General features: G+C 41.4%; 11 protein-coding genes and 2 tRNA genes. 4 read left to right on the plus strand and 9 right to left on the minus strand.

Features of this window, described 5'->3' with window-relative positions:
* The first annotated feature begins 5 nt into the window (after nt 1-5).
* A complete protein-coding gene (ligD, locus tag IC612_RS03290; protein WP_194738751.1) occupies nt 6-2,459 on the plus strand; it encodes a DNA ligase D in 2,454 nt (817 codons plus the stop codon).
* Between the two features lie 179 nt (nt 2,460-2,638).
* Here ligD and IC612_RS03295 read toward each other — a convergent pair.
* From IC612_RS03295 to IC612_RS03310, 4 genes are all read right to left on the minus strand, one after another.
* Nucleotides 2,639-2,710: transfer RNA gene (locus IC612_RS03295), tRNA-Glu, on the minus strand.
* Nucleotides 2,711-2,720: 10 nt separating this feature from the next.
* The gene (gene rpsT / locus IC612_RS03300) at nt 2,721-2,975 is read right to left on the minus strand and encodes a 30S ribosomal protein S20 (protein ID WP_194738752.1); all 255 of its coding nucleotides are present in this window, start codon (nt 2,973-2,975) and stop codon (nt 2,721-2,723) included.
* A 204-nt stretch (nt 2,976-3,179) separates the two neighbouring features.
* A tRNA-Glu gene (locus IC612_RS03305) sits at nt 3,180-3,251 on the minus strand.
* A gap of 49 nt (nt 3,252-3,300) precedes the next feature.
* Nucleotides 3,301-4,602, minus strand: a complete 1,302-nt coding sequence (locus tag IC612_RS03310; RefSeq protein ID WP_194738753.1) for an N-acetylmuramoyl-L-alanine amidase family protein — start codon at nt 4,600-4,602, stop codon at nt 3,301-3,303.
* A gap of 137 nt (nt 4,603-4,739) precedes the next feature.
* On the opposite strand from IC612_RS03310, the gene IC612_RS03315 reads away from it, so the two are divergent.
* The 3 genes from IC612_RS03315 to IC612_RS03325 are packed head-to-tail and all read left to right on the plus strand — an operon-like array spanning nt 4,740 to nt 8,145.
* Complete coding sequence (locus IC612_RS03315) at nt 4,740-7,250, plus strand: putative LPS assembly protein LptD (protein ID WP_228512848.1); 2,511 nt, start codon at nt 4,740-4,742, stop codon at nt 7,248-7,250.
* Between the two features lie 54 nt (nt 7,251-7,304).
* Nucleotides 7,305-7,685 (plus strand): RidA family protein, encoded by a 381-nt coding sequence (locus IC612_RS03320; protein WP_194738755.1) that lies wholly within the window; start codon nt 7,305-7,307, stop codon nt 7,683-7,685.
* A 4-nt stretch (nt 7,686-7,689) separates the two neighbouring features.
* Entirely contained in the window at nt 7,690-8,145 is a 456-nt protein-coding gene (locus IC612_RS03325) for a hypothetical protein (RefSeq protein ID WP_194738756.1), read from the plus strand.
* A 97-nt stretch (nt 8,146-8,242) separates the two neighbouring features.
* Here IC612_RS03325 and pckA read toward each other — a convergent pair whose 3' ends face one another.
* The 5 genes from pckA to bshC all read right to left on the minus strand — a co-directional run bounded on the left by pckA (nt 8,243) and on the right by bshC (nt 15,304).
* Nucleotides 8,243-9,847: a phosphoenolpyruvate carboxykinase (ATP) gene (gene pckA, locus IC612_RS03330; protein ID WP_194738757.1), complete on the minus strand. Its 1,605-nt coding sequence runs from the start codon at nt 9,845-9,847 to the stop codon at nt 8,243-8,245.
* Nucleotides 9,848-9,974: 127 nt separating this feature from the next.
* A complete protein-coding gene (locus tag IC612_RS03335; protein ID WP_194738758.1) occupies nt 9,975-10,877 on the minus strand; it encodes a GYDIA family GHMP kinase in 903 nt (300 codons plus the stop codon).
* A 2-nt stretch (nt 10,878-10,879) separates the two neighbouring features.
* Complete coding sequence (gene fabD / locus IC612_RS03340; RefSeq protein WP_194738759.1) at nt 10,880-11,758, minus strand: ACP S-malonyltransferase; 879 nt, start codon at nt 11,756-11,758, stop codon at nt 10,880-10,882.
* 58 nt (nt 11,759-11,816) lie between these two features.
* Nucleotides 11,817-13,676: a LysM peptidoglycan-binding domain-containing protein gene (locus tag IC612_RS03345; RefSeq protein WP_228512849.1), complete on the minus strand. Its 1,860-nt coding sequence runs from the start codon at nt 13,674-13,676 to the stop codon at nt 11,817-11,819.
* Nucleotides 13,677-13,714: 38 nt separating this feature from the next.
* Nucleotides 13,715-15,304, minus strand: a complete 1,590-nt coding sequence (bshC, locus tag IC612_RS03350) for a bacillithiol biosynthesis cysteine-adding enzyme BshC (RefSeq protein WP_194738760.1) — start codon at nt 15,302-15,304, stop codon at nt 13,715-13,717.

A 15,304-nucleotide genomic window follows, 5' to 3' on the forward strand; every position in this document is an offset into this window, starting at 1 on the left:
TACTAATGAGCGGTCCTCTTTCCAAATACCACGATAAACGGAACTTCGACTCCACCCCGGAGCCCAAAGGCAGTATTGAGAAAAGTGGCAAGCACTTGCGGTTTGTTGTACAACGCCATAAGGCCTCGCGTCTCCACTACGATCTACGATTAGAAGCCGGGGGCGTTCTAATGAGCTGGGCTGTACCAAAAGGCCCCTCTCTGGATCCTTCCGATAAGCGCCTTGCCATAAGAACTGAAGACCATCCTATTCAGTACCTTAGCTTTGAAGGCAAAATCCCTAAAGGCAATTACGGAGCAGGAGAAATGGACATCTGGGACGCGGGAACCTACCGTCTTATAGAGCCTAATGAAAATGTTCTTGCAGAGGATCAAATTAAGGCAGAAATCGATTCCGGATCGTTAAAATTCGTGTTGGAAGGAGCGAAACTGAAAGGAGAATTTGCACTGGTCCGTCTGAAGGACCCCAAACAAGATAATGCATGGTTACTGATTAAGCACAAGGATGCACATGCGGTAACGCCCTATGATAGTGAGGACCATTTGTCCAAACCTTCCCAGGCTCCATTGCAAAAAACCAAAAGCAATACTAAAAATGAATCCCTTACAGACGAGAACGCACCGGGCACATTTAAACCGATGCTGGCAGAAGTTAAAAAAGATGCATTTTCACACTCGGACTGGGCATTTGAAATTAAATGGGATGGATACCGCGCCATTGCAGACTTGCGGGGCGAGCCTATAATAACTTCAAGAAACGGACATTCTCTAAACCAGAAGTATCCCAAGCTTCTAAGCGCCCTGTCTTCACAGACCCACACGATGGTCCTTGACGGAGAAATAATAGCCTATAATAAGGATGGCCTCCCGGATTTTGGAATTTTGCAAAGCGTGGAACAGGACACAAAGCACTCGGTCTACTATCAGGTCTTTGATCTGTTGTACCTAAACGGTCATTCCACCCTAAATCTAAGTTACCTGCAACGCAAGGAGCTTCTAAAAGATGCTCTGGACGCGCACCCGCTCATACAGTACCACGACCACGTGCTTGAAAAAGGAAAGGAATTTTTCTCCCTAGCAAAACAAAAAAACCTAGAAGGAATTATTGCCAAACATACCGATAGTCTGTACAGCCCAGGACAGAGAACCGGTCAGTGGCTAAAGATTAAAACCAACGAGACCACCGACGTGTATATTTTGGGTTATACTAAGCCCGGAGCAGGCAGACAGCATTTTGGCTCTTTACTCATTGGGCAGTTTCGAGAAGGTACTATGGAATTTATGGGTCATGTAGGTACGGGGTTTTCCAGTAGCCAGCAGAAGGATTTGAAAGAAAAAATGGAGGCATTGGCACAAAACGAGCCGCCGGTGGATCCCGCTCCTAAAACCAATGGTACCCCGGTGTGGATTAAACCCAAGCTCCTGGCAGAAATCAAATATACGGAACGAACCAAAGACAATAAATTCCGGCACCCTGTATTTATTAGAATAAGGGAAGAGTTTGATACATTGCATAGGGGGGAGGTAAAACAAAAAAAGAGAGTTCCTCTACCAAAAGGAATTAAGATCACCAATCCGTCAAAAGTATACTTTCCAGAGAAAGCAGTAACCAAAAGCGATCTGATCGCATTTTACCAGAGTATATCAAGTTATATTCTACCGCATCTAGTTCAGCGTCCCCAGTCGCTTAACCGCTATCCGAACGGCATAAACGGGCTGAACTTTTACCAGAAAGACACTGCGGATTTCGCGCCCCCCTGGATGGAGACCGCACGGTTTTATTCCGAGTCTGCGGAAAAGGAAATTGAATATATTCTTTGCAATAACATCAAAACTATGGCCTATTTAAATAATTTAGGCTGTATTGACTTCAATGTGTGGACTTCTAAATTAGAGACCATCGATAACCCCGATTATCTGGTGTTGGATCTGGATCCTTCTGAAGGAAACAGCTTTCAGGACGTAATTGAAACGGCCCTAGCCGTAAAAGAGATCCTGGATCTGGGAGAAATCCAAGGATACTGCAAGACCTCCGGCAGTAGCGGAATTCATATATATATCCCTATGGGCGCTGAGTACAATTTTGATCATGTACGCCATTTTGCCCATGTGCTAATGAAGATGGTTCAAAAGAAACTTCCCACGCTGACTACTCTGCAAAGAAGCTTAAGTAAGCGGGATAGAAACAAGATCTATCTCGACTATCTGCAGAACAGAAAAGGACAAACGCTTTCGAGCGTCTACAGCGTGCGGCCTAATGCCCATGCAAGTGTATCGATGCCTGTGGACTGGCAGGAGCTGACTGGGGAATTAAGGCCGCAGGATTTCACCATTGAAAATGCTAAGGAAAGGATTGAGAAAAGAGGGGATATCTTCCTTCCTGTTCTCTCCCAATCTACGGATATATTAGTGGCTTTGGAGAAACTATCAGGTAACGGGAACACTCCAGAAAATAAATAGAAGTACTGTACTAAGACTCCAAATCCCCACTATACTACCCGCTCTGCAACTACTGCATTAAAAACTCTGGTGTTAAACCGTACATTTTTAGTGCACAAGGTGCCGTTGAATATCCAATGGTATGCACAGGTATCCGCATAAAAAAAAGAACTTCGTCCGAAGTTCTTTTTAATTTTTAGTAGCCCGTAGGGGAATCGAACCCCTCTTGCAAGAATGAAAATCTTGAGTCCTAACCGATAGACGAACGGGCCGCTATAACTATTAAGCCAGTTTATTAACGTGCTTAGTTAATTTGCTTTTTAGGTTAGCCGCTTTATTCTTGTGAATAATGTTCTTTTTAGCCAACTTATCAACCAAAGAGATCACCTTAGAAAGTTGCTCTGTAGCAGCTTCTTTATTCACTTCATTACGAAGACCCTTTACAGCAGTCCTTGCAGTCTTGTGATAATATCTATTACGAAGCCTTTTAGCTGCGTTTTGTCTGATTCTCTTTAATGCTGATTTATGATTTGCCATAATTGTTTCTCAATTGTGGGTGCAAAGATATAACATTTTTTAATTTGCGCAAATTTTATTTGAAAAAAATTGCTCTGGTTTTCTATCTTTTTATTTTTTGAATAAAGAAAACCCTTTTCTTGCATCCGGTTGCAAATATATAAGAAATAATATCATTTGCAACCACCGAATTTAAGAACTTGTATATCTTTTACGCCCGGTTTGTAGCCTATAGGGGAATCGAACCCCTGTTGCAAGAATGAAAATCTTGAGTCCTTACCACTAGACGAATAGGCCGTTTAATTTAAGCGTGCAAAATTAACAAATAAACACTAAAATTCAAAGCCTACTTCACAACCTTCTGAATGACCAGATTCTTAAGTCCCTTTTTTTCTAGATCTTTCATAATAGCAATCGCTTCCTCCAGGGTTTTAGCAGTACCGTAGGTATAGTAAAAAACACCTCCTACTTTTGTTCGGACCGCCTTGTCGCTTACCGCTTTTAAAATAGGTGAGGAACTCGCCAACCTGTCCTTTCCGGCATATATTTCAATGGTATAGTAACCGGAGGCTAATTTTTGGTCCGGGGTGAACCCAATGGAGGTAGCATTTTTAAACCCTGCATCCCGCGCGGTCTTGATATTGCGGTCCCTAACGGAGGCCATGTTGGTATTAGCATAGTAGTATTTGTATAGATTGCCTTCCTTAATAGTAAGTATGTAATTGAGTCCTTTGAGTGCAGGATCTCCGGGTACATACTTGCTTGGAGAACTCATCAGCAAAATTCTAAAATCATTTTTAAGAGGCTGCTCTTCCACTACTGCCGGTTTGGATTCCACGATCCGGCCACCGCCTGATTTTCGGTCGTAGGCCTTCTTGTAGCTAATCACCGCCTCATAAATACTTTCTGATATTTCTGCCTGGCCCTTACTGGAAGCTAAATAATGAGCTTCATCGTAATTACTCACAAAACCCACTTCGATTAGAACAGAAGGCATTGCATTCATTCTCAAGACGTGCAAGTTCATTTGTTTAACCCCTCTAGAGAGCCGCTTGTCTTTATTAGCAAAATTTCCTTCAATAAATCCCCCTAAAATAAGACTGCCCTCCAAATACCTACTCTGCTGTATTTTAAGTGCAATCAAAGACTCCGGGGAAGAAGGGTCATAAGAGCCAAAAGTCTGCCTGTCCTGAGCGTCTAAGAAAATCACATCATTCTCTGCTTTGGCCACTTCAAGATTTGTTCTATTCTGATCAGGACCCTGTACATAAGTCTCCGTACCATAAGGAGACGTTTTCTGATTTGCATTTACGTGAATAGAGAGGAACAAATCTGCTTTACTGCGATTGGCCAAATTGGTCCGCTCTGTAAGGGTTGGGTATACGTCAGTCTTTCGGGTGTATATTACTTTAAAATCTTTGTGCTTTTCAAGCATCCTACCCACGGCTAACGCCACATTGAGTGTTACGTCCTTTTCCGCAACATAGCCTATCTCGGGATATGTCCTTGCTGCTCCATGGTCTTTGCCTCCATGCCCGGCATCTAAAACAACTATAAATTTCTCCTGTGCGCCTAATGTAAATGTGAAGAGCAGGAGCGCGATGCTTAAATATTTAGAGAGCACACTTGTTATTATGTATATCTTCATTATATGATAAAAATAATTTAATTTTGAGCCCTATTAACTTAAATATTAAGCGGATCAAAAGCGGTTTCAAAAATATACCACATATTCTTACAATCCTAATTTTTAACAGTTTTTTAGCACTGCTTAGTGCTCAAAATATGCCTAAAAATGAGGATGTTAATCTATCTGTTCAGACTGGCGACACTATAATTAAACCTCGGGAGCAACTCCAGGACATTGTAAAGTCTTCAGCGGATAATATCAGAAACGATATACCTAAGAAAATGACTTACCTCAACAAAAATGCTGAGGTATCCTATCTAGACCTTAACATCAAGGCCGACTATATTTCCATTGATTGGAATACAGGAAACGTCTTTGCAAGAGGAAAACTAAATGAGGAGGGCAGGGTGATAGAACCAGTATTAACGGAACAAGCAGGCAAGCTCTACGAAACAGATCAGTTCAACTTTAACTACAAAACGCAACAGGCCATTGCTTACAATGCCCGCACGGAGGAAAGTGAAGGTGTAATTGTTGCGCAAAAAACAAAAAAGGTGAACGATTCGGTATTTTTTATGCGGCGTGGGATGTATACCACCGATGAGTATTTTTTAAGCAAAAAAGACACTCTAGCAGATTACTATCTTCTTGCGCCCCACATTAAATTAATAAAAGGGAAGGACCGCTCACAAGTCATTACCGGGCCTATTCAAATGTATATTGAAAACGTTCCTACTCCCCTAGCTCTACCATTTGGTATACTTCCGTTTTCTGATAAGAGAACTGCAGGAATACTAATACCTAGCTTTGGAGAACGTCAGGACGTAGGCTTTTTCCTTAACAGTCTTGGGTACTACCAGCCTATTGGTGAACACTTCGATGTAAAGGTGCTGCTTGATTTTTTCACCAAAGGTAGTTGGAACATTCGCCCAGAAGTAAACTATAGAAAAAACTACAAATTCAATGGGAACTTCTCATCCGAGGTGGGAACCACCGTGCGAGGAATTAAAGGCCTAGACGACTACAGTAAGTCTTCAACCTACCGAATTGGGTGGAGACACCAACAAGATCCAAAGGCGAACCCGTATTTCAATTTTTCCGCATCTGTGGATATTGTGAGTAATAAATTCTATACCAACACCATCAATAACAACCATATATTTAACGAGCGGGTATTAAATACACAGCAGAATTCAACAATAAGTGCAACTAAGCGGTTTTTGACTCTCCCATTAACTATAACCGGTACTGCCTCCTATTCGCAGAACTTCGCGGATGGAACGGTAAATTTAAGGCTCCCGCAAATGAATGTGGCAGTAAATCAATTCTATTTATTCAAACCTAGAAACGGAGCCATAAGGGAAGGGCTTTTGGAAAACATTACTCTTAATACCGGCCTAAACTTCACAAATTATGTCAATAGCGTAAAAGAGGAAGATATGTTTCAAAAGGCAATGTGGGACAACCTACAGACCGGCGTGCAAAATAATGTTGCTTTATCCACCAACACCACCATTGCCAAATACTTCACTTTTAGCCTGTCGGCCAATGCAAACAATGTACTTACTACAAAAACGGTTCGCAAAGTGTACGACCCCATTGAAAATCGGATAGAAAATGAGTTTAGTAAGGGGATTGCTGGTTATTCGACCTTTTCTACTAGTGCCAGTATTCAAACCACTCTCTACGGATTGTTGAGTTTTAAAAAAGGAGCTCTTGTGGAACGAGTCCGCCACATGGTCACTCCAAGCATTGGTTTCACCTACCAGCCAGACTTTGGCGCACCTAGTTGGGGATATTACAGAAACTACTATACCCCTGCGGGAGAGCTCACGCCGTATTCTATTTTTGATGGAGGTATATTCGGTTCCCCGCCCACTGGAATGATTGGAGGACTAACCTACAATATTGGGAATAACATAGAAATGAAGGTGCGGTCAAAAGAAGATTCCACGGGTATAAAGAAGGTCAAACTGTTTGAGAACCTCAACATTTCAGGTGGATATAATTTTGCTGCAGAGCGTTTTAAATGGTCAATGATCAATGTAAACGGTCAGACGTCCTTTTTTGATGGCAAGATAAGCTTGAATTCCAGTTTGGTGATCGACCCTTACGAGACCATTTATAACGACCTTGGAGTGGGTACACGGACCGAAAATTTCGGCAAATTCAACGTTCAAGGGTTTAATGTACAATTTTCATTGCCGCTGAGCGAGACTCTATTTGCAAGTAAAGACAAGAAATCTCCAGAAGAACGCTACGATACAAAAGGTAAGATAAGGTACGAGAATTATTTCTTTGATCAGTACAATTATGCCCATTTCTCTCAACCTTGGACTCTAAATCTTAATGCCAATTACGCCTACACTAAGGGCGGCTCTCAATTTGGATCCACAGTTGCCTCGGTAGGTATTGACGGGTCTTTGAAACTTACTCCCTATTGGAATATAAACGGAAGTACCCACTACGATTTTGTCACTGGCAAGCTCGCCTATACAAGGCTCGGCTTCAATAGAGACCAAAGAAGTTTTACTATTGATTTCAACTGGGTTCCCTTCGGGCAATATAAAGTGTATGACTTCTTCATCGGTATAAAAGCAAATATTTTAAGAGATGCAGTGAAATACAGGGACCGCAGTTTTGTCGAACCCAATCCACGGTTCTAGTTTTTTTAATCTTAACATAGTGGTATATTTGCACCATTCAAGTTCTTTTGCGTAATGAAAAAGATTATATCTTCCACCAAAGCACCGGCCGCAATAGGCCCTTATTCGCAGGCCATTTTAGTTAATGGAGTACTGTATATATCCGGTCAGATTCCCTTGGATGCAGCTTCGGGTAAACTTGTAGAAGGCATAGAGAAAGCCACACACCAGGTTATGAAAAATCTGGAAGCTATTCTACTGGAAGCGGGAATGAGCTTCACCAATGTCGTGAAAGCCAGTATATTTCTTAAGAACATGGACGATTTCGCAGCGATGAATGACATCTACGCTTCGTATCTGGATCCAGACCATTATCCTGCTCGGGAAACGGTTCAGGTATCATGCCTTCCTAAAAATGTGGATATTGAAATTTCCATGATCGCACACCAACTCTAAGCGCATGAATTTCATTCGCAACACCATTGCTGTGATGGTTGGCTTGGGAGTAGCTGCCTTAGTCATAAGTTTGGGGATCCGAATTAACCCAGATTGGGTTACGTACGACCGATTCTCACCATTCCAAAACTGGGAGAAATTTCTCTTTTCTATGCGAGGAAGGGACGAATTTTTCGTGTTTCTACTTTTTCTCTCTGGCGCAGCAGCAACGGTCGGAGGAGTTATAACCGCTATTGTGGTAAAGTACGCTAAGGTCGCCTACGCTATATTAATTGGGTTTATTTTGCTCTTTATAGCCATGCTGGATATTATCATATTTCCCTACCACCCGACTTTTTATAAAATACTAATTTTCCTCACCTTCTTTCCCTTTGCTTGGCTGGGTGGCAAAATCACCGAAGTTCTATACGAAAGGAAAAAGAGCAGGGAAAGAAATAAATTCCGAAAACCCCAACCTTAATTTAAGCTCCTCATAACCAAATAAACTGCCCCCAAAAGTCTAGCTTTTTGGGGGCAGTTTAAATGTAAAATGTTGATTATTTAACTTTTTGCAACCTTTAAAGTTGAGGTCCCGCGCTTATCAAGCGTTTTCCTTCTTCTGTATCAGTATATTGTTCAAAGTTTTTCACGTACCTTGAAGCTAAATCCCGGGCTTTGTCTTCCCATGCTTGAGCTGATTCATAGGTTTGGCGCGGATCCAAGATACCCTCAGAAACGTTTGGTAGAGCTGTTGGTATCTCCAAATTCATAATTGGAAGAGTTGCTTTTTCGGCAGTATCGATCGATCCGTCTAAGATGGCATCAATAATAGCTCTCGTATCCTTTAAAGATATTCTTTTACCAGTGCCATTCCATCCTGTATTCACTAAGTACGCTTTAGCACCGTGTTCCCTCATTTTGCCAATCAATGTCTTGGAGTACATTGTAGGATGGAGTGTTAAGAAAGCCTCTCCAAATGCAGGTGAAAAGGACGGTTGTGGTTCTGTAATTCCTCTTTCGGTACCAGCTAATTTCGAAGTGTATCCACATAAGAAATGGTATTGTGCTTGATCATCATTAAGAACGGACACTGGAGGAAGAACTCCGAACGCATCCGCACTTAAATAGATTATCTTATTGGCATGACCTGCCTTTGAAGGAAGTACAATCTTATTTATATGATAGATAGGATATGAAACGCGCGTATTTTCTGTAATGGAATTGTCTGAATAATCCGCTTCACCGTATTCGTTAACTACTACATTTTCCAATAGGGCATCGCGTTTGATTGCTCTGTAAATGTCTGGCTCTTTTTCCTCACTTAAATCAATCACTTTGGCATAACAACCACCTTCGTAATTAAATACTCCGTTATCATCCCATCCGTGTTCATCGTCTCCAATCAGGTACCGTTTAGGATCGGCAGAAAGTGTAGTTTTTCCTGTTCCTGAAAGACCAAAGAAAAGTGCCACATCTCCTTTTTCACCCACATTTGCAGAACAATGCATAGAAGCCATACCTCTAAGTGGAAGGTAGTAATTCATCATGGCGAACATTCCTTTTTTCATTTCTCCTCCGTACCACGTACCACCTATGATTTGAATCTTTTCCGTAAGGTTAAACATTACAAAATTCTCAGAGTTCAAACCTTGTGCTTCCCAATTAGGATTTGTGGTCTTCGAACCATTCATTACGATGAAGTCAGGTTCTCCGAAGTTTTCCAACTCATAGTGGGAAGGACGGATAAACATATTAGTTACAAAATGTGCTTGCCAAGCAACCTCCATAACAAATCGAACTTTAAGTCTCGTATCAGGGTTTGTACCACAAAATGCATCCACCACGTAAATACGTTTTGAAGTGGAGAGTTGATCCAATACTAACTTTTTGCATTCACCAAAAATCTCAGGAGTAGTAGGGAAATTCACCTTACCATCCCAGCAAATCGTATCTTTAGTTACATCATCTAAAACAATATAACGGTCCTTAGGCGAACGACCCGTAAAAATACCTGTCTTTACTGCCACAGCTCCCGATTCAGTCACTGCACCTTTTTCGAACCCTTTATTCTTAGTTGAGGTTTCGGCCTTAAATAATTCTTCATAGGAAGGATTATAGACTACCTCTTGGTACCCTGTAATTCCTAACTCGTGCAGCTCTTGGATGACCTTAATGTTTTTCATAAAAAATAGTTTAGCGATTTAATTTTGAAGTACAAATTTATGATTAATGCAAAATTTAAGTGCTTTTAAAGATAATGATATTAGTCAGAAACAGCAAGAATAAATAAGTATTATAACCGCCTATAAATCAAGCAATTAAATCGCCCCATGTAAATACTGAGTGAAAACCCTTTTCGTGAAAATAGTCCTCAAAACCGCTAAAGCGTTGGGTCATAACAAAATCGCCGCCCCAGGCTCCTAAGCTTTTTACAAATACAGGAATATCCGAAAAACGTTCTTGTTTTACCGTTTTAAGTCCTAGAAAGGAAGAAAGTGCCAATTCGTGCGATTCCATCAGATTACCAAATTCGTGTAAATTTGTGCAATTTATTGTGTAATTTGTAATTTCAGAGAGATGTGCTATCAAATGTGAGGAATAAGGCTGCTTTCGATAACGATTTATACCCTCGCGAGAATCTTGCTTAGTATTAAGAGGAACGAAAAGCAATTCTTTTATGAAACTAGGTTTAAAATCTACTTCCTCCACCATTCGTTTCCCCTTATAAAGCTGGTAGGTAAGTGGCGTCCCATGAAGGGCTACTGCAATATCGTAACCGCTTCCTCCTAGAACATCCTCATTTAATTCGTACGGATCCACACCAGCCCACCGCGCTACATTAGCTATCAGCGTAGAGCTACTTCCAAGCCCATAATGCGCCGGAAATTCCAATCGCGTCGTGATACATAATGGGTTGTCAAAGAGATTGGGATTTTTTCGCGCGACAGTGTGAAGAAGACTAGCAACGAATTCTGCCGCTTTTTGGTTATTAGTACTAGTAATGCGCAGAGTAGTTATTTCAAACTGTACTGTAAGCCAATGCTTTTCTTGATGAAAGGCATTCCATTGGATATACTTTCCATCAAAATCAGATTCAACTTCTAGAGTCTGTCCTAATCTTGTAGGGACAGCAAAACCGATTGCACCGTCTAGAACCGCATATTCCCCGGTAAGAAGGAGTTTTCCAGGTGTTCGCAACCTAGTAGTGGCCATAGTTATAATGCGGAAGTTACACTCACGGACGGATCTATTTTCTTTATAAGTCCTTGTAGTGTTTTACCAGGACCAACCTCCACGAAGAGTTCGGCTCCATCCTTTATCATATTTTGCACACTTTGGGTCCATTTAACAGGACCTGTAAGTTGAGCAATCAGATTTTTCTTTATTTCATCCGCATCCGTTACAGCACTGGTAGTAATATTTTGATAAACAGGTAAAGTAGCCTTACGGAACTTAGTGTTTTCGATGGCCGCTGCTAACCTGTCCTGTGCGGACTGCATAAGAGGTGAGTGGAAAGCTCCATTGACAGGCAAAAGCAAGGCTCTCTTTGCGCCTGCTTCTTTGAGTAGACCACAGGCCGATTCAACAGCCGTGGTCTCACCAGAAATTACTAGTTGGCCCGGGCAGTTGTAGTTTGCTGGGACTACGATTCCATCGACTTGGGCACAAATCTCTTCCACGAGTGCATCCTCTAACCCCAAGATGGCAGCCATCGAGGAAGGGTTCGTGTCGCAGGCATCCTGCATCGCCTGCGCACGTTCGTAGACTAGGCGTAGGCCGTCCTCAAAGGAAAGAACACCATTGGCTACTAATGCGGAGAATTCACCAAGCGAATGTCCAGCTACCATCTGAGCACCCAGAGCGTTTATTGCTTTCACCGCAGCAACAGAGTGAATAAATATAGCAGGTTGAGTTACACTGGTTTTCTTAAGATCCTCATCCGCGCCTGAAAACATAATAGATAGTATGTCATAACCTAAAATGTCATTAGCTGAATCCATAAGATCCTTAATATCTTTTCGGGAATCGTAGAGCTCCTGGCCCATTCCTACATACTGCGCACCCTGTCCTGGGAACACTAAAGCTTTGCTCATAATTTAACTTAAGATTTAAAAGTAATTCTACTTCTAATGAATTTAAATGGTATAGTTTTTAAGGCACTAAGCGAATGACCCGGTACCCTGTATTTATGTATGCACCTCCCCTTTGGGCACGAACATATTCAAATTTAGTCGCAAGCTGTGTCTGTACTTTGCCGATTTGCTTGAAAATCTCACCTTTGGCATTTTCTCTGCTTAGTACATCGGACACTACATCGAATCCTATGATGGCATATTTTGATGGCATCTTACAATAAAGCCTGTCGTATTCTCCAAGAACCTGTTTTTCAAACTTACCGTCTGTATTGACTTTCCGGTCCATTAGATAAACCAAATTCGCTTGACTTAGTTCATCAATTCGGGACTCGAAAATACTGTTGTAGTACATGCTAAATGCTTTTACGCCAGAAACTTGAGAAGAAAGCTCAATGACTTTTTTACCAAAATCCTCGCCAAGCCCCTCCTCATTGGAAGCAAGTACTGCAATGACTGGAGCATCTTGGCCTGTGGCCATGTTTTTGTCCAGCTGTATAGCACTAGGACTACTTACCACGACAATTTCGCCGTTTTTAAGCTGCTTTTCTAAAGAGGCTTTTACCAATGCAACACGCTCTGAACCTCTTTCCCCAACGATGTAAATCTTCTGGTTGGAGTACACATTTTTCACTTCATCTGCGATTTTTTCGGCATAAACCTTATCCGTAGTTTCTACTATAATCAAGTTATTATAACCGTAAAGATCTTCAGAGTTAGCAAATGGCGCGACCACCGGAATCTTAGTATCTCCAATGTAATCCAGGACTTCCAATACACTTGACTTGAATAGCGGACCAATTATCAGATCCGTGTTATCTTTATTAATCTGGCTTAGGCTTTGCTTAAAGCTTTGCTCGTTTCCAGCATCCACAATTTTAACATCTAACTTCTGACCACCTTTAGCACTTCTTTCAATGGCTAATTTGGCTCCTGTCAGAAAATCGGTGCTAATGGAGCGGTATCTAGAGTCGTTACTATCAAAGCCAAATGGCAGCATGATAACTACGTTCAGTGCATCACCAGACTTTTTGGAATATTGTGCATCCAGCACTTTTATCCTTAACACCATCCCCGACCTAAGGCCTGAAGAAAGTTCCGGATTAAGCGAAAGGAGCTGGTCTAAAGTAATTCCAAACCGGTTTAAGATTCCAAAAACTGTGTCTCCACTTTTCACAGTGTACGTTACATACTCGTGATCGGAGCTCTCTTGTACCGTATCGTTGGTAGCGGAATTTTCAGATTTAACTTCTACCTGCGCAGTAGCTGAGGATGCATCACCGCCATTGTTAGGACCTTGCGTAGAGGCAGGAATAACGATAATATCTCCGGCCTTCAATCCTTTGGATTCCAAACCAGGATTGCTCGCAAATAATTCCTGCTGGGAAATATTGAATTTGCGTGTTATTTTGTAATAATTATCTCTTGGCTCAACGGTATATTTTTCAAGAGATCCAGTTGCCAGCACCGTAGAATTTTCACTCACTGTACCCTTACCATAACGCTGAATGTTGGCAAGAGGCAATACAATCCTGTTACCAATTTTCATCTTAGACTCCAGATCTGGATTCAAGGAACGGAGTTGCTGCTCGGTTATGTGGTACTGCTTAGTAATTCCATATATCGTCTGTTTGGGCTGTAAAATAATATAGCCATTAGCTGAAGAGCTTTTCGTAGTACTATTTCTTACCACAAGTACTTGACCAATAGCGATTGTACCGTCCTTAATCGAAGGATTAAGTGCGTAGAGCTCGGACAAGGACAGTCCGTATTTTTTTGAAATATTATAAGGTGTATCACCTTTGGAGACAGTATGGTTTTGAGCCTGAGCCCCAAAAGTTAAACCAAAAGCTGTTATTAAAAGAATTTTTTTAATCATTGTGCAGCTGTATTACTTGCAAAAATAATGCTTTAAAATTAAATCGGAAGGATGATAAGCGCCGATTTGGTCACCTCCATTTCTTGGTAACAATTTTGAAGCCAATCTTTACCATAATCCCTGTAAAAAACACTGAAGTTCAGTACCCTTTCCTGCCAAAGTCCACGAGGGTGGATTTCGTTGTAAAGTTGCTCAATACGTTCTACTTTTTCGCCGTGTTTGATTTTTTCTGCCCGCAATAACCTCTTTCTAAAGCGATTGTAGGATTTCGTCTGCCGTGCCTGTTCAGCCTCCACCATTTGCATGAAACTTCCCTCGGTCTTTTGTGCTAATTCACCCAACTGCTCAAAAGCATCTTTTAATCCCTTTTCTAACTGATCTATCTGATCCTTAAGAGAAGATTCTTCCAAAAGATAGCTTTTTAGAAACTGGTGAAGAGGTTGAAAAAAATCAATGGGATCTCTCTGCAGCTTTTCAATCTTAACTCTTGTTTTTTTAGAAAGAAACAACAATGAGTTACGTGGTATAAGTATAGGAAAAGGAACTCCCATCTTACTGAAGTACTCTGGAAGTTGAATCCAATACATTATTTCTGCATTACCTCCTATATAGGCTATATTAGGGAGGATCTTCTGCTGATATATTGGACGCAGTAAGGCATTCGGACTGAAACGTTCAGGGAATTTTTCCAGTACTTCCATTAGCCCAGAGACAGAAAACACCTCGCCTGTTTCCAAAAGACGGAAACCACCATTGTGGGACTCAATTCTTTGACGAATTGTGTCCAAATGAAATAAATTAATAGAACGAGGATTGACTTGCAGCCTGCCGTACTTTTTGAGTATCATCTCATTACGACCCTTTGTTTCGTGAAATAAACTCTGATTTAATAACTCCTCTTTAAAATACGGAATCATTTCCTGCTTAAGTGTTCTCGTATCCCCATCCAGCACCAGCAATCCATAACTGGAAAACAAATGCTGAACAATTTCCCTTGTGGACTCAGCCAAGTTCTTTCCAGGGGTGTACGCATCCATTAGCAATCGGCTAAGCTCTGTGCCATACACCGTATCCCTAACTTCCTGGGAAAACGCTTCGTTAAAGGAAATATCTTTGGGAACTATCCTGCCAACAGCACCTCCACTTTCTCCCTGTATGTGATACGTTGCCTGCAGCGTGGAAAAGTGGTCAATTTCGTCCAAGTCATGATCTTCTGAAGCCATCCAGAAAATTGGCACAAAATTAAATTCGGGCAACTCAGTGCGCAGATAATGCGCCGTTTTGATGGTTTGAAGAATTTTGTATATAAAGAAAACAGGACCCGTAAATAGATTCAGCTGGTGCCCTGTACACACAGTAAAAGTATTCTCTTGTATCAGCAATCCTAAAGATTCCTTTTGCTCAGGAGCTATTGGGAGACATCCATGTTGCCTTTCTAGTTCTTGGCAAAGAACGGCTCGCTCATGACCAGAGAAAGCGCCTTGTTGCTGTTCTATCTGTTTCCTAATGGATTCGATAGTAAATAAAGAATCTTCTAAGCCAGGAACTTCCCTATTGAGAAAATCTCTAACTAGTTGGGGAATACTTGACAGCGACCTAAAGTCACTAATGGTTCGTTCATTATTCAT

This window comes from Planobacterium oryzisoli (assembly GCF_015354315.1).
Lineage (GTDB): Bacteria > Bacteroidota > Bacteroidia > Flavobacteriales > Weeksellaceae > Planobacterium_A > Planobacterium_A oryzisoli.

Coding starts and splice junctions, on each gene's coding strand:
- fabD (WP_194738759.1), bottom strand. CDS start 11,758: ATGAGCAAAGCTTTAGTGTTCCCAGGACAGGGTGCGCAGTATGTAGGA.
- ligD (WP_194738751.1), top strand. CDS start 6: ATGAGCGGTCCTCTTTCCAAATACCACGATAAACGGAACTTCGACTCC.
- IC612_RS03335 (WP_194738758.1), bottom strand. CDS start 10,877: ATGGCCACTACTAGGTTGCGAACACCTGGAAAACTCCTTCTTACCGGG.
- IC612_RS03315 (WP_228512848.1), top strand. CDS start 4,740: ATGCCTAAAAATGAGGATGTTAATCTATCTGTTCAGACTGGCGACACT.
- IC612_RS03310 (WP_194738753.1), bottom strand. CDS start 4,602: ATGAAGATATACATAATAACAAGTGTGCTCTCTAAATATTTAAGCATC.
- IC612_RS03325 (WP_194738756.1), top strand. CDS start 7,690: ATGAATTTCATTCGCAACACCATTGCTGTGATGGTTGGCTTGGGAGTA.
- IC612_RS03345 (WP_228512849.1), bottom strand. CDS start 13,676: ATGATTAAAAAAATTCTTTTAATAACAGCTTTTGGTTTAACTTTTGGG.
- rpsT (WP_194738752.1), bottom strand. CDS start 2,975: ATGGCAAATCATAAATCAGCATTAAAGAGAATCAGACAAAACGCAGCT.
- bshC (WP_194738760.1), bottom strand. CDS start 15,304: ATGAATAATGAACGAACCATTAGTGACTTTAGGTCGCTGTCAAGTATT.
- pckA (WP_194738757.1), bottom strand. CDS start 9,847: ATGAAAAACATTAAGGTCATCCAAGAGCTGCACGAGTTAGGAATTACA.
- IC612_RS03320 (WP_194738755.1), top strand. CDS start 7,305: ATGAAAAAGATTATATCTTCCACCAAAGCACCGGCCGCAATAGGCCCT.